16 protein-coding genes are annotated in these 20,754 nt (G+C 39.4%); 3 read left to right on the top strand and 13 right to left on the bottom strand.

The annotated features are described in order from the left end of the window. Positions 1 to 15: 15 nt before the first annotated feature. From BQ5375_RS07620 to BQ5375_RS07590, 6 genes are read right to left on the bottom strand one after another with little or no spacing between them, the layout of a single operon-like run. Positions 16 to 3,156, bottom strand: coding sequence for a type III restriction-modification system endonuclease (locus tag BQ5375_RS07620; protein ID WP_022133523.1), 3,141 nt, complete (start codon positions 3,154 to 3,156; stop codon positions 16 to 18). Next, entirely contained in the window at positions 3,153 to 3,512 is a 360-nt protein-coding gene (locus BQ5375_RS07615) for a hypothetical protein (RefSeq protein WP_076917661.1), read from the bottom strand. Before BQ5375_RS07615 ends, BQ5375_RS07620 begins: the two co-directional genes overlap by 4 nt. After that, entirely contained in the window at positions 3,512 to 5,581 is a 2,070-nt protein-coding gene (locus BQ5375_RS07610) for a site-specific DNA-methyltransferase (protein WP_076917660.1), read from the bottom strand. Before BQ5375_RS07610 ends, BQ5375_RS07615 begins: the two co-directional genes overlap by 1 nt. Then, positions 5,581 to 6,246 carry a hypothetical protein gene (locus BQ5375_RS07605; protein WP_022131716.1) on the bottom strand — a complete coding sequence of 222 codons (666 nt, stop codon included), beginning with the start codon at positions 6,244 to 6,246 and terminating at the stop codon, positions 5,581 to 5,583. The genes BQ5375_RS07610 and BQ5375_RS07605 overlap by 1 nt, the downstream gene beginning before the upstream one ends. A 28-nt stretch (positions 6,247 to 6,274) precedes the next feature. Beyond that, positions 6,275 to 6,874, bottom strand: a complete 600-nt coding sequence (locus tag BQ5375_RS07600; RefSeq protein ID WP_022131717.1) for a DUF4391 domain-containing protein — start codon at positions 6,872 to 6,874, stop codon at positions 6,275 to 6,277. Between the two features lie 21 nt (positions 6,875 to 6,895). Continuing rightward, the gene (locus BQ5375_RS07590) at positions 6,896 to 10,513 is read right to left on the bottom strand and encodes a helicase-related protein (protein WP_022131718.1); all 3,618 of its coding nucleotides are present in this window, start codon (positions 10,511 to 10,513) and stop codon (positions 6,896 to 6,898) included. A 288-nt stretch (positions 10,514 to 10,801) separates the two neighbouring features. Between BQ5375_RS07590 and BQ5375_RS07585 the strand changes: the two genes are divergently transcribed. Next, a complete protein-coding gene (locus BQ5375_RS07585) occupies positions 10,802 to 11,743 on the top strand; it encodes a PGN_0703 family putative restriction endonuclease (RefSeq protein ID WP_022131719.1) in 942 nt (313 codons plus the stop codon). A gap of 75 nt (positions 11,744 to 11,818) precedes the next feature. Here BQ5375_RS07585 and BQ5375_RS07580 read toward each other — a convergent pair whose 3' ends face one another. The 7 genes from BQ5375_RS07580 to BQ5375_RS07550 form a co-directional block, all read right to left on the bottom strand. After that, entirely contained in the window at positions 11,819 to 12,406 is a 588-nt protein-coding gene (locus BQ5375_RS07580; protein ID WP_022131720.1) for a recombinase family protein, read from the bottom strand. Between the two features lie 124 nt (positions 12,407 to 12,530). Next, a complete protein-coding gene (locus BQ5375_RS07575) occupies positions 12,531 to 12,869 on the bottom strand; it encodes a hypothetical protein (protein WP_143529447.1) in 339 nt (112 codons plus the stop codon). 11 nt (positions 12,870 to 12,880) lie between these two features. Continuing rightward, positions 12,881 to 13,825 carry a class II glutamine amidotransferase gene (locus BQ5375_RS07570; protein WP_022131722.1) on the bottom strand — a complete coding sequence of 315 codons (945 nt, stop codon included), beginning with the start codon at positions 13,823 to 13,825 and terminating at the stop codon, positions 12,881 to 12,883. Continuing rightward, positions 13,825 to 14,937, bottom strand: coding sequence for an amidoligase family protein (locus tag BQ5375_RS07565; protein WP_022131723.1), 1,113 nt, complete (start codon positions 14,935 to 14,937; stop codon positions 13,825 to 13,827). The genes BQ5375_RS07570 and BQ5375_RS07565 overlap by 1 nt, the downstream gene beginning before the upstream one ends. A 14-nt stretch (positions 14,938 to 14,951) precedes the next feature. Then, positions 14,952 to 15,236, bottom strand: a complete 285-nt coding sequence (locus tag BQ5375_RS07560) for a DUF960 domain-containing protein (protein ID WP_022131724.1) — start codon at positions 15,234 to 15,236, stop codon at positions 14,952 to 14,954. Between the two features lie 57 nt (positions 15,237 to 15,293). Further along, entirely contained in the window at positions 15,294 to 16,337 is a 1,044-nt protein-coding gene (locus BQ5375_RS07555) for a leucine-rich repeat domain-containing protein (RefSeq protein ID WP_022131725.1), read from the bottom strand. A 195-nt stretch (positions 16,338 to 16,532) separates the two neighbouring features. Next, positions 16,533 to 17,438 carry an AlwI family type II restriction endonuclease gene (locus BQ5375_RS07550; RefSeq protein WP_022131726.1) on the bottom strand — a complete coding sequence of 302 codons (906 nt, stop codon included), beginning with the start codon at positions 17,436 to 17,438 and terminating at the stop codon, positions 16,533 to 16,535. A 625-nt stretch (positions 17,439 to 18,063) separates the two neighbouring features. Between BQ5375_RS07550 and BQ5375_RS07545 the strand changes: the two genes are divergently transcribed. Together BQ5375_RS07545 and BQ5375_RS07540 are read left to right on the top strand one after the other, a co-directional pair. After that, the gene (locus BQ5375_RS07545; RefSeq protein WP_022131727.1) at positions 18,064 to 19,716 is read left to right on the top strand and encodes an ABC transporter substrate-binding protein; all 1,653 of its coding nucleotides are present in this window, start codon (positions 18,064 to 18,066) and stop codon (positions 19,714 to 19,716) included. Positions 19,717 to 19,797: 81 nt separating this feature from the next. Then, positions 19,798 to 20,748, top strand: coding sequence for an ABC transporter permease (locus BQ5375_RS07540; RefSeq protein ID WP_022131728.1), 951 nt, complete (start codon positions 19,798 to 19,800; stop codon positions 20,746 to 20,748). Positions 20,749 to 20,754 lie beyond the last annotated feature (6 nt).

Genomic DNA, 20,754 nt, shown 5'->3' with positions numbered 1-20,754 from the left:
ATTGTAGCTCCTTTTTTATTTACCCATTACTTCTAATAATCTTTGATAGCTATCCACATGTTCATACTTCACTTGACCACTTGACATCTCCTCAAATAGTTTTTTGGCGCAGTCTATTTTTGCTTTTTCAATAGGTCTAAGGTTTAAACTTTCCATAGTACCCTTAGTTTCAGCTACAAAGAATATATGTTTTACTGTTCCTTCATAAAATGCAATTGCCCAGTCAGGTGCATAGTTTCCAACTGGTGTAGGAATATGAAAACCCCTTGGTAGTTTCGCATATACACATACTTCTTCAGCTGCATCCAAGTCCTCTGCAAAGCGTCGCTCTACACTCTGTTCTGCTGTACCATCTGTAAACACATAATCCTGAATTGCTTTCGTTGATTTAAAAGCTTTTTCAAAACTATATACGTTTTTATCAGCTGTAAAAATATTATTATCATAAGACCCTTCAATTTGATTGTAAGAAATATGCTCAACAATCATATTGGCCTTCTGATCCTTAATCAATCGAACAATCTTTGTGATAAATTCTTCTGGATTATTGCGAAACATATATAATTTATCTAAATGAATACCCTGAAGAATTTCACTTACTGTTCTTCTAGTAAGTACTGTTCCTTCTGCTATCTTTCCAATCAAGTCATATTTTATCTGACTTGATTGTGCATGTTTTAATGTTTTCGTTCTGGTTTTTTCTCCAGCAAATGATTCTCCTCGCTCTATCTCATACTGATTCATCTCTGATTTCTGTTGTCCAACTGTTGTTGTATATTGCAGTTGAGAAACAAATAATTTGTTATTAATACACTCAATTGATTTGCGAATCAATTCATTGCTGTCAAACTCCACTGTATATGCGTACTTATGATTTATCTGCTTCCATAATGCTTGGAATTCAGCCTTATCAAAGTTTGCATTTAGTGGATTTTCTTTTACCTTTGTTTCATGGCCATCAGTAAACATATCTTTCAGTACACTGTCATCATATACAGCCTGAATTAACATATGGATACCTTCTGCCATAGGCTGCAATTCTTCCGGTAAGGATGCTAAAGTTCCCATGTTGGCATCTGTTCGGTATTTATCTGTTACTTTTCTCTTCATATCAACATAGCCATTGCTGATAAGATAAAACTCAATGGCATCTGCGGTAACAGCATCAATCAGAGTAGGAACACCATCCACTTTCACATACTTACCTTTAAAATATTCACTGGTTGCCGTTGTCGGTCTATCATAGAGAACTTTCTTGATGTCGCTCTGCAGATCCTCAACAAATCCCTTATAGCTTTCACTTGCAATAACAGTCAAAACATTAATATCATGAACACTGTCACCACAGCTTTGTACGTCCATTCTATTACCCTGTTGATTCACACACAAACGGAGTCCACGTCCAACTTCCTGACGTTTTGCTGTCCGGCTATCTGAGTGTTTCAATGTGCAGATTTGAAAGACATTCGGATTGTCCCAGCCCTCACGAAGTGCAGAATGTGAAAAGATAAAACGTGTCGGTTCATTGAAAGAAAGCAGTCGTTCTTTATTCTTCAAAATCAGATCATAAGCCGAAATATCGTCAGAGAACTCACTGCCACGCTTTAACTGGCTGTCAATACTTCTGCCGGTCTTTTTATCAATACTGAAATACCCTTTATGAATTGCTGATACATCACTACAGGTGGATTTAAGATATCTTTGATATGGTGTATCAAAAACTTTGGTATACTCATTTAAAACATTGGTATATTCCTGCTCGAACATCTGTCCATATTCTCCCAGGAGTTCATTTCCATCCTCATCATACTGGCGGTATTTTGCTACCTCATCTATAAAGAAAAGGGAAAGTGACTTAATTCCCATATTGAAAAGCTTTTCCTCCTTTTCAAAATGAGAAAGGATAGTCTCTCTGATTTGAATACGTCTCATATCAGATTCAGATACATCCCCGACCACTTCACCCGTTTTGATTACCTCTCCATTGGTAAAGGTAACTGTACCATAAAATGGATCAATGTCTGAAATAGTATATCCCTTGTATTGCTCCATCTCCTGAGATATGTAGTAAAGGTCATCCCCCACACTCAAAACTCGAGTCTCTCGATTGATGGATTTATTATAGTTGATTTCCATCTCCATTCGAGCTCTTGGTGGTTTCTTGGCCGATAATACAATCTGCTCCAAAAACAGATAGCTGTCTGTTCCTCTAAAGTTTTTGACCTCGAAACCTTTTACCTCAATCTTTTTAACCAGACGCTTGTTAAATGCCTCCAATGCATCCAGTACATACACCATATTGTGCTCTACCGAATGAGTTGCAGAATAGTTAAGTGTAAACAACGGATTAAAATTTTTCAGAGCTTTTTGGGTAACAGCACCACCCATTTTCTGTGGTTCGTCTAAAATAATAATCGGACGGTTTGCCTTGATAACATCAATCGGACGGCGAGAAGCAAATTCGTCACGCTTGGAATAAATAATGCGAGCCTCCTTGCTCTTACCATCTTCTTTCAGAGAAGAAGCAAAAGCCTGTGTGTTGATAATCATAACATTGATGCCTTGGCTAGCTGAAAAATTATCCAGCTGATTCAGGTTCGCACTATTATAAACAAAGAAACGTGCTTTCTTACCGTAATACTCCATGAAATGATCCGCTGTCATTTCAAATGTTTTCTTTACTCCTTCACGGATTGCAATGGAAGGAACTACTACGATAAATTTACTCCAGCCATATCGTTTGTTCAGCTCAAACATTGTCTTGATATAAACATATGTCTTGCCGGTACCGGTTTCCATCTCAATATCCAGAGAGCATCGTCCCAAATCTTTGACCAGATTGGTAGAAAGACGAATGTTATTCTGACTTTGTACTCGATGAATATTCTGCAGCAGCTGTTCATCAGAAAGTTCAATCAGCTCATTTTTATAACCGGTGTCATCTTCCAGGTCAATATCTTCCTCAGCGTCCTGCTCCAGTTTCTGCACATAAGCAGTTTCAAGAACGTCCTCTCCGTCAACACCCTTGACCTTTTTCCGTTTTCCCTTATCACGGATATAACTGATTCTATCATGATATCCTTGTCCTTGAAAAACCTGAACAACAGCATCAACAGCGTCCGTTTGATACTGCTGTATTTTGAAATTGAATTTCATTTATCTTCTTCCTTTTTTTTAGCATTTCCGTGATTTATATGGTCAGAAAGAGGTTCATGACAGTGATAAATCACTTTACCATCAAGTGTCTTTATCGTTTCTTCATAGTCATTATTTAATCTATCTTCTTTTTTGTAGCGTTCTACAAATTCTCCTCTAAGGTAATTGAGTTCATAATCAGTCTTTTCTTCTAAATATTTATTATGATTTTTGGAATGATATAATAATTTATTAATTTTGGCGATCCTGTAACCATCCATTATATTAAGGTTTTCTTGCAGACATATATATCGACGATTACATTTTGGGCAGAACCCATCTTTATCCAAATCTATTCCACATACTTCACATTTCATTACAGCACCTTCCTTACTGTATCAGGGCTGTATGTAGCAAAAATCTGCTCAAAGTTGGCTGCGACACTGTCGTTTGCCATAGAGCTGTCGCGCATCACAAAATAATATGGCTTTCTCTTGGCAACTTCGGTAATAACTTCTTCGGTTACCTGATCATCAAAGCAGGCAATCAGGAAATTATCTTCCACCTGGAATACCTTCTTGCCGGAGATAACTGTTTCTTCGATTTTGCTGGAAAGCAGCACACCAAGATCCAGCATCACCTGGAACAGCAGATCCTCCGGCGTTCTGTCCTCCTTGATATTATCAGTCAGAGACTCAAACAGGGACGGCTCATACTCATCCGGTCGGTAGTAGACATCCTTCATGTTGGAGCTGTCGCATTTGAGCACACGGAAACCGACATCCAACTGCTGGGTGCCCAGTGGGTTTTCCTCTTTTATCTTAGCACCGGCACGACGGATACGTTCTTTGCCGATTTCGCATATATTTTTATAGCCAGCTCTTTCTGCTTCGCTACCTTCCTCACATATTTCTGGCAACTGAACCAGTATATATTTTCTATGCCCACCATCAGAAGCATTCTGCTTCATTACAGCATGAGCAACAGTTGCTGAGCCAGAAAAGAAATCAAGAACAAATGAATCATCTGGAACTATTTTCTTCAAGATATACAAAATTAAGTCTACCGGCTTTGGATAAGAGAATACTTTTTTGTCAAAAAGTTCTTTAATATCTGCATTTCCTCTTGCGGTATAAAAGCTTTTATCGTCCCATATGGAAGCAATGCCAGAGCCAGCGGTTTTATAGTCCTTAATGTCAATCGTTGGGATTTCCGGATTATCACTAATACGATATGTTTTTATTTCTCCCGATTGTATCTTGTCTATAATGCCACCTGAGAGATACTGAATAGCATATTTATTTTTTGTGTTTGAGCCGTTGATTGGAACCACCTTAATATACCCCTTTTTCCAATCTCCAATAAACCTGTCGGGAATAAGACGCCAAACACATTGCTCGCCTTTATTTGTGATAGGCCAAACTGCCACTGCCCCTTCCGGTGCTTCTTTATAGTCATAAGTATAGTCTTTTGCATGCCCGACGAAAGTGCCATCTGCCATTCTTTGAGCAAGTGATTTCCCACAACCAATTACAGCACCATCCTTAAGCGAAATATAAATGGGATATGCTTGATTCGGTCGCTCATCCTGTGTAAAAGTGGCCAGGTTCATCCCATGATAGGGAGATGCATATTCCTTCATATCCTCTTCCACAGCGATAGGGATAAAATCATTGGGAACAGCAAAAACAACATACTCGTTTGATATATTGAACGCACCATTTGGTTTACCACCAGAAGTTTTCACTGAAACTGAGAAAACCTGACGGTCAGAGAATACTTCTTGGCAAATTTTTAATAAATTGCACATTTCGTGGAAACCAATACTGATTGCGATAACACCATCTCTTCCAAGCAAATCTCTTGCAATTCTTAATCTCGGATAGATCATATTGAGCCAATCTGTATGGAAACGACCATTATTTTCTGTGTTTGACAGAAGTCGATTGCCTTCCTCATCAAACTGACCGCTGTTCGCAAGGTATTCCTCTGTACTTTGTGCAAACTTGTCCTCATATACAAAGTCATGTCCTGTATTGTAGGGAGGATCTATGTAAATCATTTTAATTTTGCCAAGATAAGTTTCTTGCAGGAGTTTAAGGACTTCGAGATTGTCTCCCTCGATATAGAGGTTTTCGGAATCAAAGCCGCCCGGTGTACCGTCCTTACCCACACTTTCTTCCCTGCACGGACGCAAGGTTTTATTGATGGGAGCATTTGCAAGCAGAACCGACTTTTTCTTGTCCGGCCAGGTAAACTGATAGCGTTCTTCCTTGCCGTCCACTACGTGAGTGTTGATCTCCTGCATCAGCACATCCTTATCAATCGCACGAACCACTACACCGTTCTCATCTATGGTCTCGGTCACCGCATTCGGGAACAGCTCTGCTAACTTTTTAAAATTCTCATCCGCCTTATTTGGTGTGTGCATTTTAAGGTTGTCCATTACTTTATAACCTCCAATGTATCTAAGTAGCTTCTCAATTTATTCGATATTTCATCTGATTGTTTTGAAATTTTCTTCTGCGTATTAATTGCTTCTTCTTTAAGTTGTACATATGTATATTCTTTGCCAATAAAATTGTGGGATAAATCATTATCTTCATATAATGGTTCTATTATTATCTTATAATCATCATATGCATTAAAATTATACGCTTCTCTATCCAAGCAAGTAATGTATGTTAATAATTCTCGGTATAATTTAAACAGTTTGTAATATTCATTATATATCTCTTGATTTATAAATGCTGCATGTCTTTGTGTAAATTGATTCGCAATATTATATTTATCCTGTATTCTTTCTATCATATCTCTAAAATCATATATCTGTATTACATCACCTAAAAAACTACTCACCTTGCTGGATTCAAAAATCAAGTCAAATATGTATTCACTTAGTTGTGTGTAGATTTGAAATTCTTTATCAAACTTGACTTTACTGATATAATTTTTTCTTTCATTGAGTGTCTTCTTGTTTTCCAAAGCCTTATCAAAGGAAAGTTGCACACTTTTCGCGACAAAATCTCTAACCTGTGGTACTAAAAGTGGACTTACTGCCAATAAAATACTGACTGTCTGCTTCACAATATCAATGAACCAACTCGGCATCTCTATATTTTCCTTTCATTTTGTATTATCAATTCTTCATTGATTTGAGTACGTTGATCTTCTGAACCAATTCAAACTTTTTCTTTGGCTGCTTTTCGCTTCTTGCCAGCTTTTTCAGGCGGGCAATTTCTTTTTCCAGTTTTTGCTGCTGTTCCCGTAGAGCAAGGTTTTCGTCAAGCGACAGCTCGTCCTTCCATTCTCCGCCCTCAATACTCCTGAGCACGTTCTCCCACACTGCATCCATATCCAGACCCTTCAGTTCCAAAGACAGCCTGTCCTGTTCCTGCCATTCGGTCTGCATCAGCTTGGTGTGATAAACAGCCAGCTTTGCCTGCGTGCCATACTCCAAAACCAATACCATATTTTGAGGAATTAACTTGGAGATTGTGATGATCGTCTTTTCATCAAATTCCTTTTTCTTCAATATCACTGCCAGAACAAAAAAGGATTTTACCTTCTCGCCTTCGGCAATGTTTATTTTTGCAGCGGATACTTCGTTGACAATCAGTATCTTTGAAATATCCGCATCCACTTTTCCTTTTTCTGCATTGCTCATCTGGAACTTTGCATAGATTGCATTCTTGGGGAGCTGCTTATTGAGCTCTGTTGACTTTGGCAAGCCAAGCATTGTATCCCCTCCATTATATCATTATATTCGTACAATTTCATAGGGGACACCCTGTGATTTTGCACATTCTATCATGTTTTTTGTTCCCGGAGATTCTCCATCCCAGAAAACAATAATTGCATCTGCAGATTTTGCCATTTCCATGTTTCGTTTTGGTCCAGCTGCACTCCCAAAATGTCCCCAATCAGCAGGATATTGTTCCAGTCTGAAACCTTTTTCACGGGCATATCGTTCTCCCAAATAGTCTGCACCTTTTGCTGCTCCGCTCAAAATGACCACGCTTTTTGTACAGCCTTTGAGATAATGATCTAGTGCTCGAGACAGAAACTGGTAGTCATCAAAGGTTCTACTTCCCGCTACAACCAGCCTGTATTCCTGCGTGGAGTCTGCTTTCTTTGGGCTATCCTTAACCACCAAAAAGCAAATTAATTCAAAGTCATCCAGCCCCTTGATTTCGTTGCCCAGAAAGCTCATCTGGTCTCCTCCCAAAAAGCTGTCAATATCGCTTTCTTCTTTCACCTCAATAATAGAAGCGATTACATCACCCAACAATTTCGAATAAAAAGACATGTTCTTTCCATCCCGTGTCTCTTTATTGAACTGGTGATATACCTCTGGTATAGGATCTTTCTGCCCTTTGCAAAGAAGCCTCATTTTATCCAGCATTTCCTTTGGTGAAAGATGGTCACAAACAACTTGCCCATCATTTCGGATATAGACCATATAGAATGGATGCAGCCTATTTTGATGATCTATGTTCACACTTTCAGAACGATTCTTCAGAATATAGATTACCCCTGCTGGTGTATCATTTGAAGATGGTACAACTGCATGTAAACCATACGGCGTCTGATCAAGATCGGGATGCGTCTTAATATATTCCAACAGGTCCAGTCTGAACTCATTCAGTCCCAAATCCATGATAGAAATACCGGTAGACATATCCTCAATATCTACTACTTCTTCCTGTAAACGTTTAAGCTGTACTTTTCGGTATTCCAGATCTGTTTTCTCTTCCTCGCTTAAAATATTATCATCACCTGTTGCGGTCATATCAACAATTTTCATGCGAGTTTCTACTTTTGCCTTTAAGTCAATATATTCATCTAATGTAACATCCGGCCAAAAGTTTACCAGTTGAATAAACTGATTCTTACTTCCGATACGGTCAATACGTCCAAATCTTTGTATAATACGAACTGGATTCCAATGAATATCATAGTTGATTAAATAGTCACAGTCCTGAAGATTTTGACCTTCCGAAATGCAGTCTGTTGCAATTAAAATGTCAATATCATTTTTGTCGTTCGGCAACAAAAGTTTTTTATCCTTAGAAATTGGAGAAAAACAAGTCAATACTGTATTCAAGTCACATCTCAATTTTGGTACTGTACTTTTTCCATCTACAGAACCTGTTATCATTGCTGTATTAAGATGGAACTCTCTTTTAACAAATTCACTTACATGCTCATACAGATAATTTGCAGTATCTGCAAAAGCAGTGAAAATAATAATTTTTTTGTTTTCTCCATTGATCGGATTTTCCATTTTATTTTTTATTACATCGAATAATTTCTGCAATTTACAGTCATATCCCGGTGTAATGTCTTCAACCATCAATATCAGAAGTTCCAAAATTTCTCTATCTTTTACTAAGCTATCTCGCCATGACTTATAGTCCATATCTCCGATTTCAATTTTTACTTTTCTGCCGAAGGTAAATAATTCATCATTATCCTGATCTTCAGCATCAAACTCATTTAAGTTTGAAATATCCGTAAGTTCCAAAATACTTGAGCTATGTTTATCATAGGTATCAATTCGATAAATCGTATCATTTATTAAATCGAAGATTCTTTTTAAGGTTAATCGGAAAGAATATACCGAACTTTCCATACGCTTCATCAAGTTAATTGCCATTAATCGACGAATACCCAACTCACGGTTGGCTTGGGTAAAGCCAATATTAACCTTATTATCACCATAAAGGACAGCATATTTTTCTATCGCACTAGCTTGAATAAAAGAACTAGGACGATAAATATCTAAGTTCAGGAGATTTAACTGTTGGAAAATTTCATTATAATTAATTGCTTCCTTAAGACTTGTCAATTTGGGTCTCAAAGAAATTGGTTTTAACCTTGTTGGAAATGTTCCTATATCTGCAGTATCATAGTATTTCTGGATATGCTTACGAGAACGGGCAATCGTTACAGAGTCCAACACCTCGAAAAAGTCAAAATCCAACATTTTTAAAAGGTTTTGAGTTGTTCTCTGCTCTGGTACCCATTTGCTCCATGTATTGAACGCTCTCTGAGCATTTTTAAATATATCGTCAATGCTGTGGGATGTATTCAGCTTATTATCTATAGTATCGCTATTTCCTTCATACGCTAATGCCAACTGATTTTTTAAATCGTTGAAACGATTGTTGACCGGAGTTGCTGAAAGCATTAAAACTTTTGTTTTGATCCCTTTACGGATAACCTTATTGAGAAGTTTCAGATAACGATTTTCTTTTTCATTTTCTTCACCAGTAACTTTTCCACCATTACGGAAGTTATGCGATTCATCAATTACAACTAAATCATAATTACTCCAGTTTAATCGTTCCAAATCTATTCCATTAGATTTTCCTTGCACACGATTTAAATCTGTATGGTAAAGTACATCGTAGCGCAGTCTATCTACTGCTATTGGATTATTTAAATAATTCTCCTTATATGTATTCCAGTTATCACTTAATTTTTTAGGACACAGCACAAGTACAGACTTATTTCTGTTTTCGTAATACTTGATTACTGCTAAAGCTGTAAATGTCTTACCTAAACCCACACTGTCTGCTAAAATACATCCATTGTATTTTTCAAGTTTACTAATAATAGCAAGAACTGCATCTCTTTGAAAATTATAAAGCATAGACCATATCTTGCTTTCCTTGAATCCAGTTGCTTCATTTGGCAAAATATCTTCTGATATATCTTCTAAAAATTCATTAAAGATATTATACAAAGTAATAAAATATATAAAATCTGGTGAATTTTCATTATATGCTGCCGTAATATTTTCAATAACTTCATCGGTTACATCCTGCAATTTTGTCTCATCATTCCACAAATGATCAAACAGCTCTATATATGCTGTAGAAAATGGATTCTCTGTTTTTTGAACCATATTATATGCATTGTTGCCACGTTCACAGCCCAAGTCTACTGTTGTAAAGCCATTAATGGGCATATAGTTTTTATCATCCAAATTGATAAAGCCCATCATATTTTCATTGGTCACATTAGATTTGAATACTACTTTTTTTCTGATCCATTCAGCACATTCTTTTGCTATTGCCTTTTGTGTCAGCTCATTCCTGAGTTTGACTTCAAACTCAGTTCCATATAAACTACGTTCCCTATTTAATCTTGGAATATAGAACTCTCTTTTTTCTTTTTTAGCTTTTTCTGTCGTGAAAGTAGGAGATGTAAAAATAAAACGTAATTTATCTATTCCTTGTAACTCATTCTTTAATTCCTGAAAAGCATAGATAGAAAAGCAAGCTGCTGCAATAGAGAGCTTGCTTCCCTGTTTTATTTCTTCCGATAAATCATCACGCAACGTTTTCGTTACATTATTAATTAGCTCCATATTTCCTTCATCCTAAACGTATTTATATTTTCAACCATATCAAATTTATCTTCTAAAGGGTATACTACAATCATCTACACTATATCACAAATTATTCACCTCCTCAACATTATTTTCATATATAGTGCAATAATACAGAAAAAGGGTATAGTGAAAAAATCTTCTTTCCACTATACCCTTTTTGTTTTCTCATACTTACTTTTTAATCACTAAACTTCTATGTAATATTTGAATTCTTGTAGAAAACATGATATATTCTGATTAAACAATTTCGTGTAAGGTGTTTCTATGAAAAATAAAAAAGAAATTCAATACGTTCAAAAAGTAAAACAGCATATCATGCAAGCTCTTCCTCCTGAACAACTTGGAGGCTTATATCACAATATATCCTATCCTCATATTTGTAAGGAACTGAGATTTAATTTTATTGATGGTCAACCTCCTGCTAGATGTGACCTGAAAGGTGAGCTTTGTAACAGCAGACCACTTCCCTATCATCAATACGCCTGTCATTTAAATTCCTCGCAGGTTTTATGTATCAGCTTTTTCAAAAAGTTCTTTGAAGAAGCCTCCTATGAGGGTTTATTGCTTTCTATTCTGCGCACTGCCGGATTATCTATTCCAGAAAATGTTTGTATCGTAAATGCCTGTTTTGAATATGAACCATCACCAAAAGAACGAACTAACTTTGACTTCTATCTCGAACTATCTGATGGCAGGCATATTTCCTTTGAAATAAAGTACACAGAAACTGAATTTGGAAGTATACGTCCCTGTCCACAGGACAAAGAAAAATATGGACACAAGTGGCGGGAATGCTACCTTCCCCTAACACAAAATTGTCCTTACTTTAAAGAATCTTCCATATGCAGCCATCACTTCCAATGTGTCCAGTTTGGCAAGTTCAATCTTTCCTGCCCAGAATATCAGAACTGTTCTATTTTTGAATTTTATTCTCACTACCAAATTTCAAGAAATATTGTATTTTCCAAAAAACCAGAAGATATTGTCGTATTCCTGACACCAAGAGAAAATCACTCACTTGATCACGAACGTCAATACATCGACCTGTTTGCAAAAAAACATAACACTACAAATATTCTTAACCTTTACTGGGAAGATTTGCTGGAAAGAACATTGTCTGCAACACAGTCCTACCCCAAGTTATTCGATTACTTTCAACAGCTAAAGGAAAAGTATTTTTTATATAACGATCATATTGAACACTAATTGTTTATAGCAACTTAGTTATCTAATTTCTGAATAATCCATAAAAAATGAGGGAGAAAGTATGTTCTTTCTCCCTCATTTTTTCTTCATATCACACCTCATATTGCTTTCCCCCTCCAAATAACGATAGAGGGTAGACTTCTTTACTCCTGTCAGCTGCTCTATCTCCTTAATAGAGTACTGTCCTGTATGGTAGATTCCAATGGCTTTTCGGATGGTATCCTCCGGCACCTTGGGTCTGCCTCCCAGATGTCCTCTTGCCCTAGCAGAGTTTAAACCTTCCCTCGTCCGGTCAGCGATAACATCCCGTTCAAACTGTGCTATGGCACTCATCAGGGTAAACAATAACCTGCCTGTGCTGGAGCTGGTATCGATCTTCTCCTTCAGGGAGATCAGGTGAACTCCCTTCTTCTCAAACAACTCGGTCAGCTCCAATAGGTCTCTGGTACTCCTTCCCAGTCGGGAGAGAGATTCCACCACTACTGTATCCCCTTCTGTGAGCCTCTCCAGCATCTTCTTAAGCTCTGGTCTATCCTTTCTCGTACCAGTCATCTTCTCGTTATATAGCCGGTCTACGCCGTACCCTGTCAGGGCATCAATCTGTCTGTCCAGATTCTGCTGCTCGGTGGATACTCTGGCATAACCATAGGTCTGATTGCCCATCCTGTTCCCTTCCTTCTTCCCAAAAACGATCGTTTCTCATAATAATGTACGAAGTCCCAAAACCTGCATGATACACGGGTTTTGGGACTTTTTTCTTTCCAATTACTCGTCCCAAAATCAAGGTCTATTTACCCTTCCCTTTTTGGGACTTTCTGATCTTTCTTTCCACCTCGGTCAGGAACATTCCAAAACACTCCCTGCCTTTGGCTACTACGATCTCCTCGTCCTGCTGCTCACATTCCTCCAGCTCCACCCGATAGTCCCAGCAGTTGCTCCCACACCCTGTGCAGGTTTCATCCAGACCATCTTCCAGTGTTGCCAGCTGAAGCAAGCCGCAGACCAGACATTTTGCTGTGATCACAACCTGATATGCTTCCAGATCATACTCCTCAAGCAATGCTGCCTGTTCTTCTCTTCCTGTCTCTTTCAAATACTCTATTAACCATCTGAGTCTTTCATCCATACTTTTCCCCATTACGCACCTCTGAGCATATCTTCTTCAAGCAGAATGCTTTCGATCTCTTCCTCGTCTAAACCCTCTTCCCACAGTTCCAACAGCTCCTCAGTGGGAAAGTGGATTAGCTTAGCATACTCAAGCAGCTCCTTAAAATACTCACTCTGCTCTCTGGTATATACCTCTGGTTCATAATAATATCTTCGGTACAGCATGGAATAATAGGACAGATCATCTTCCTTCATCTCAAACTGGTTTACCTCAATATTTCCCTTTGGGCTGATCTTCCAGATAGTTCCTGCTTTTGGTTCTTCTTCTTCTGGGTATGTATCGATTCCTGCCCTTCTCATCGCTCTCTCTGCGATCTCCTTGGTGGAGGCATACAGGATAAACCCTTTCTCTTTAAAATGGTAGATGGCTAACGGGTTGTTGCCCTTGATTAAATAGAGATTGTTATTATCATCCAAAACACTGAAATTAAACATGTTGAACCCATTCCCTATAATATTGCCTAACTGCTTCATGGACTCCATATCGCATTTCTTTGACTGTTCCAGCAGCTGTACTGCAACATAACTGTCGGTTTCCACCTTGCTCTGTGGCAAATGGTACTCTTTTTTCAGTTCCATATCGTCATAGATGATACCATTGTGTGCCAGAGCAAAGCTGTTTTCCTTACAATGTCCCATGAATGGATGATTGTTTCTATTATTGTGGTAATTCCCCTGTGTGGTCAGTCTTGTATGACCCATCACTACTTTTACATCTTTTGGCATGTGCACCTGATACTCATGTGCCGCCTTGCTGCTTTTCTTGATAATGATTCTTCCATTATGATACCACGCATAACCGGTGGCATCGGTGCCTCTTTGCTCTCCTTCAATAGCAAGAGCCCGAATGATTCTTTTCCTTTGTTGGTAGGATAACCCACCCTTATAATCGATCAACCCAAATAAGCAACACATTAAAGCTCCTCCTCTCCTGTAACTGGTTCATTCACATAGAGAGAACGCTCCTTCAAATACTGTACCAGCTCTGCATTGTTCGATACTCTCTTTACAAACTCAATCCAGGACAGATCCTGCATCTCTTCTTCGGTCAGCTGAGCACAAACGGTACAGATCTCATTGACCATCTCCAGTGTTGCAATTAAGGTATTATACTTTAAGGTACCACGGAAGATTCTGAACTCAATCGTCTCCTTGTTCTCCAGATTAAGACTGACATATCTTCCATAATAACCCTTCTTGGCTTTTTGCAGAATATCACTGCCCTGCTTCTCCAATCCATAACGTCTTGCCCAGCGTTCCAGCTGTCCTTCGGTTCTTCGGCTAAAGCAGATCATCTCTCTCCAGAACTTCTCCAAAAAGAACAGGATGTTTGCAACGGTGGCTTCTACCTCGATTTCACCAAACCCCAGACTTTCCCTGTTAACATGTACATGAAGTCCGCAGGTATCGGTCATATGGCTTCTGTATCCCTGTTCCACTACCAGATGGCATACTTCTTTCCATGGCATATTCTCCTTGTGATACCTGAGTGTCATAGGGTGGGTGACAATCTCAAAGCCTTCATTCAGGCTCCCATCATGTTTGATATAGATTTGCTCCTCCTGATCATTAGCAAGCTCCAGAACCTCTTTTGCATCCTCCTGTGGGGATGAACTATGATAATCATCATGATCTACCTCCAGTTCTACCCCCATATAGCGGAGTCCCTTCCCATAAAAAACAGGTTCCGGTTTATAGCTATAGTCATGGATGATTTCTTTCTCCTGCTCCTTCTCGTAACACTCATCACAGTAAGGCCCGAACTCATCAATATATCTTGCCTCACTCTCTGTCAGCACTCTGCCACAGCGGAAACAACTGAGATACTCTCCATTATAATAACATTCCTCACACAGCGGAGTATCTTCATCTCCATCATTATGATCCTCCCAAAAACGCTCTCCACATCTGGTACAGACAAAGCTGTTTCTCTCCATACAGTCCCTGCATACCAGATCCCCTTCCACATCATACAGTGTCTCTGTCGGATGTCCACATCTGCTGCAATATGCTACTTCCTCTTTCATAATAACTCCCATCCTTAATACTCTTCCGCCAGCATCATCGTGCTGTGGTCTCCATCATCGATCACAAAGATCTTTCCTATATAGGTACTGGCACCCTTTGCTACAAAAGTCTCCTCATATGGGGGCACTTCCTGACGATGCTTTACAAACTGACTGCTCTTCTCCACCGTCAGTTCAAACACCTGAAGATAATCCTTCTGTACCTTCATGTTCTGAATTGCTCTCCACAAAATAAGCTGTAGCCTCGGGTCAACGTAGTTCTGCACCCCTCGGGTAATATACTTATCGTTATCAAACATCCTGATATAACAAGAAGAGGGTATTTCTACCCTCTTCTTTCTCCCTTTCTAATTAGCTTATCTCTCAAGTACTCTTTCGATATGAGATACAAGCTCTTTGTCTTTTTCTGTTTTCAAAAGATTTTTGGAAATACCCAGCTCTTTGATGCCTTTCATTTCTTTCAGGACAGAAAGATCCTCCACCCAGGTATCATCAAACTGGAACAGTTCCAGCTCCTTCATTCCCTGAATAAAGGAAATATCGGTTACCGGATTGCTGCTGATGGAAAGGTACTTCATATCCTTATGACCTGTAAGAGGACTCATGTCCTCAATCATATTGTTGCTCAGTTCCAGTACGGTAAGGGACATCTTTTCCAGCTCACTGATGTCAAAGATACTGTTGCCCTGCAGGCTCAGTTCGCGAAGCGACTTGATCTGAGAAATCTTCTGCAGATCCACTACACCCTGCTGGTTTCCAATATCCAGACGTTTGAGCTTCGGGAACTGATCTGCACTCAGACAGAGCTTATCAAAGCGTTTGGTCTTCAGGTATTCCAGATTCGGGAAGACAACCTCTGTTTCGGCTTTGTTCTCAATATGGTCAGCTTCCAGATAGCGAAGGTTTACGCAGTCCTTCAAGTCCTCCGGACGGGTCAGATGATTGACAAACAGGTAGGTGAGTCTTTCCTTTGTTTCTTTTGGTACCAGAGAAATGCTCTCTTCCTCAAAAGCTGTATCAATCAGGGTAAGTGAGTTAAGATTCGGGAATCTCTTCAGCTGCTCCAGACTGTTTTTGGATACTCCAGTCAGATACAAACTCTCCAGAGTATCCGATACCTTGTGCAGATAATTGCCCTTCTTATTACACATACCATACTGTGTAATTTTCAAAAAACGAAGATTGCGGAAGGTACCGATGTCAAACAGGTTATTATCTCTGAAGAGAGTAGATTCACACTTCATCACCCCGTCCATACCACGGTAGTACATGGTGATTCTACCCATCTCAATTTCCAGACCTTCTACCCGATCGGACTCCTCCTGAAGGTATGCACGGTGCTTTCCTGCCACCTTCCTGAGTGTATCTCTCATTTCGTTATTTCTATAACCTACCAACATTTCTCATTTCCTTTCTTACTTAAAAACTCATGCCTCTTATCTTTTGTCGTTCGCATATTTTCTACATAATGAAATCTCCTCCCTTTGCTGTGATTTCATTTTCAGTAAAGGGAGGGAATCCTCTGAACTTTAGAGATTTTTTCCAGTTTTTATGAAAGGAAATCTGCACTCCGCTTATGGGAAATCCCAAAACGCCTAATACGCCTTACATCCATGCTTCTCCAGAAGCTGATGATAGATGGTTTCTTTCTCTTTATTTAGGTTAATCCGCTTATTTGAATAGTCAATCACGAACAGTCCGGTCTTTTCCAGAGCATTCAAAATGACGTAGCGGTAACTTTTCACGCTCTCCGACTTGATAGGTGCAAACTCCTTCATAATGATTTTTTCGTCCTCCTGCATTTTCTGGTCGTGTGCTGATTTTCCAATCTGCTTCTCTTTATAATGCAGCCATTCCAGAGTGCGGACTCTATCATCAATCTGACCGCAGCTGTACATCGTCATCAGGTAGACCATGAACTCGTCAAGGGTAATTCCGTTTGGCTTCATTCCGTTTCGTTCATCTGCCTGATTCACCCGTTCGATCACAGCAATGGTAGCCATCAGAGGACGGATGTTGTATCCCTTCCACTCCGGATCATAGACATCCTCTCTTGTCCGAGGATACTTCCAGTCGGTCAATGCCTGAATCATCATCTCCTCATCGGTGATTTTACCTTCCAGAAACTGATGTCCCCGTTCGGTGATCATCAGCTTCCTGTTGTCCTCAAAGTCGATCTTCACCAGTCCCAGCTTGGTCAGAAACTGCACATAGGCACGGATGGGAGAATTGACCGGATACAGCTCTTCGATCCATTTCATGACCTGCTCCTCGGTTGCATTGCCGCTCTTCAAAAGGGCTCTCTGCTCTTCGGAAAGGCGGTTGTACTCCGGACTGACGATCCCTCTTTGAATGAGGTTTGCAAAGTACCTCTTCTTCGTCTCCTTGTCCCACCGCTTTCCTTCCAGCTTCTGGATGCAGTCGAGCATATCTGCCGCACAGTCCATATTCTTCATACCTGTTACCAAAATCCAACATTTCTTTAAAAGCAAAGTATCCATACTTTATTGCCTCCTTCATGATATTTTTATTTGAGATGAAATCTTACTTTTGATCTTCCTATCTCTACTTTAGATAAGGAGGAATCTTCTGAAAGCATGGCAGCATTTTTCCAAAGGAATCACAAAAAAAAAATAGGGCTCCCATCATGGAAGCCTAGCATTTATTCTAAAAATCCAATCCAAGCATTGATATTTCCCATAATTAATTCACCAGTTTCTAAATCATCACAAAGAGAATTTTATAGTTAATAATACACAAAAACATAACATTTTTTTAAATTTATCAAGAAAATTTCTAATTGTTTTTATTAATCGCTCAGAAATTAGTAATGAAAGTTTTCTATCGATTTTCGCAGACCTCCTGTGATTATCCATAAAACAAGTATTCTAATTTTATCAATTTTTTTTACCACAAAATAACAACTAGTAAGATCACTCGATTTATTTCCAATATTATTTTTGTTTTTTTAATCATTTTGTGTATCTTGTATAAATTGTGTAAAATAACCAAGCAAGTAGACAAGAGAAAAAGTCATTGTTATAATGTGCTCGTAAAACAGATATTGTGTCGAAGATTATCAAAACAATATTCTGATACTTCAGTAAAAAGAAAGAAGGACTTATCATGAAACATGGCAAACTCTCTCGTCTGCTGGCTTTGGTACTTAGCTGTATGATGCTTTTGTCTGCCTGTGGTCAGCCTTCCAATGAAAGCACATCATCGGAAGCCCCATCCACCTCTACAGAACAATCTGCAGAAACAGAAAAACCAGCAGAAGACAAAAAATCAGAAGAAAATAAAGATGCTTCTGAAGCTACCACATATAAAACAGAGTTAAACGTTGCTATGACAGCAAACCCACCTACTTTGGATGTACATGGCGTCAACTCCAATATTGTTGGTGGAATTGGAACACATATCTATGAACCATTGTTCGCAATGAACCAGAACTACGAGCCAGCTGCAGTTCTTGCTGATTCTTATACTGTCAGCGAAGACGGCAAAGTATATACTATTAAACTTCGTCAGGGAGTTAAATTCCATAATGGTCAGGAAATGGTTGCTGATGACGTTGTTGCTTCCATGTCTCGCTGGCTGGAACTCTCCGGCAAAGCAAAAGCTCTGTTGGATGGAACCGTTTTCGAAAAAGTAGATGACTATACTGTGACCATGACCCTTCCTGAGGCATATGCTGATGTCATGACTGTACTGGCTGCTTCTATTCAGTTCCCTGCAATTTATCCAAAATCTGTTATCGATAATGCAAGCGCAGAGGGCATCACAGAATATATCGGAACCGGCCCATACAAACTGGCTGAATGGAAACAGGATCAGTATGTTCATCTGACCAAATTTGAAGAGTACACCCAGCCTGCAGGAGAATCTTCCGGTTTTACTGGTGAAAAACTGGCTGCCACTCCAGATATCTTCTTCCGCGTTGTAACAGACGACTCTACTCGTGTTGCTGGTTTACAGACAGGTCAGTATGATATCGCAGAAGAAATGCCACAGGAACGTTATCAGGAACTTGCAGGCGACAGCAATTTGGCTTTCTCTGTTAAAACCACAGGTACTCTGAACCTGTTCTTTAATACAACTAATGGAATTATGGCAAACCAGGATATGCGTCAGGCTATTATGGCTTGTTTGAATTGCGATGATATCATGCTCGCAAGCTATGGTGATCCAAGCCTGTATATCCTGAATCCAGGATGGTGCAACCCGGATGATGCAATGTGGGGAAGCGATGCGGGTTCTGAATATTACAACCAGAACAATATCGAAAAAGCAAAAGAACTTCTGAAAAAAGCTGGATATAACAACGAAGAAATTGTTCTTGTTACAACCCCTGACTACGGTGAAATGTACAATGCAACATTGGTTGTTCAGGCAGAACTGATGGAAGCTGGCATCAATGCTGTTGTTGAAAGCTATGACTTTGCTACCTTCATGGAGCATCGTGCAAATCCAGATCAGTTCTCTTTGTACATCACCAGCAACCGTTACAACCTCAGCCCTGTTCAGCTCTCCGTTCTTACTAAAGACTGGGCTGGTCTGGATCGTCCAGAAGTCGATGAAGGTATTGTTGCAATTCGTACAGCTGCTTCTTCCGAAGAGTCTTCTGCAAAATGGGATGAACTTCAGAGCTTCCTGTATGAATATGGAGCTGCAAGTGTTCTTGGTCACTATAGCGGCCTGATGGCAACCTCTGCAGATGTGGAAGGATTTAACTATTTCGACTTCCCACTTTATTGGAATGTAAAAGTTCCTGCATAACGCTATTGTTCATGGACAGGTGGTGGGATTTCCCATCACCTGTTTTTCTTTCGTAATCTATCTACAAGAAAGGGAAGATTTATGATTTCTTATATTTTGAAACGTATCCTTTCATTGATTCCTACCCTATTTGTTGTTTCAATTGTTGTATTTTTGGTTGTGTATATGATTCCGGGAGGTCCTGCTACCGCTCTTTTAGGAATGGAAGCTACTCCTGAATCAATTGAAGCACTTAATACTGAACTTGGATTCAATCGTCCGTTTTTTGTTCAGTATGCAGATTGGTTTTCCAATGTTCTTCAGGGAGACTGGGGACAATCCTACTTTTTGCAGACCTCTGTTCTGGATGCTATTGGTGAATATTTTGGTCCAACACTCAGTCTTGCTATCTTGGCTCAGTTGATTTCTCTGATTATTTCTGTTCCGCTGGGAATTCTTGCTGCCTATAGACGTGGCAGTATCGTAGATGTTACCACCGTATCTGCTTCTCTTCTTGGAATTGCTGTTCCTGGATTTCTTCTCAGTATGTTCCTTATGCTCTTTTTCGGTGTTTACCTCAAATGGTTCCCTGTTGCCGGCTATGTTGCCTTGCAGGAAGGTCTGGCAGAGCACCTGCGGTATTTGATTCTGCCTGCACTTTCTCTTGGCTTGGTTCAAGCAGCATATATCACCCGTATGTCTCGTTCTTCTATGCTGGATGTTTTATACATGAACTATATCCGTACCGCACGCGCTAAGGGATTAAAGGAAGCCTCTGTTGTTTTAGTTTACGGATTAAAAAATGCCGCCCCAACTATTTTAACTGTTATTGGTCAGTCCTTTGGCGGTCTGGTAACCGGAACCATTGTAACAGAAACTTTGTTTAATATTCCCGGGCTGGGTATGTTGACCATGACATCCATTACCCGTCGAGATGTCTTTGTTATCCAGGGAGTGGTACTGTTTGTTACCTTGATTTATGTTCTGGTTAACCTTGTTGTGGATATTCTATATGGTTTTGTAGATCCACGTATCCAGTTAGGTCGTAAGTAAGGAGGA

The sequence above is a fragment of the Negativibacillus massiliensis genome, from assembly GCF_900148495.1.
Classification (GTDB): domain Bacteria; phylum Bacillota; class Clostridia; order Oscillospirales; family Ruminococcaceae; genus Negativibacillus; species Negativibacillus massiliensis.
Note: the sequence above shows the minus strand (reverse complement) of the source record. Positions and strands in the feature narration are given on the sequence as shown.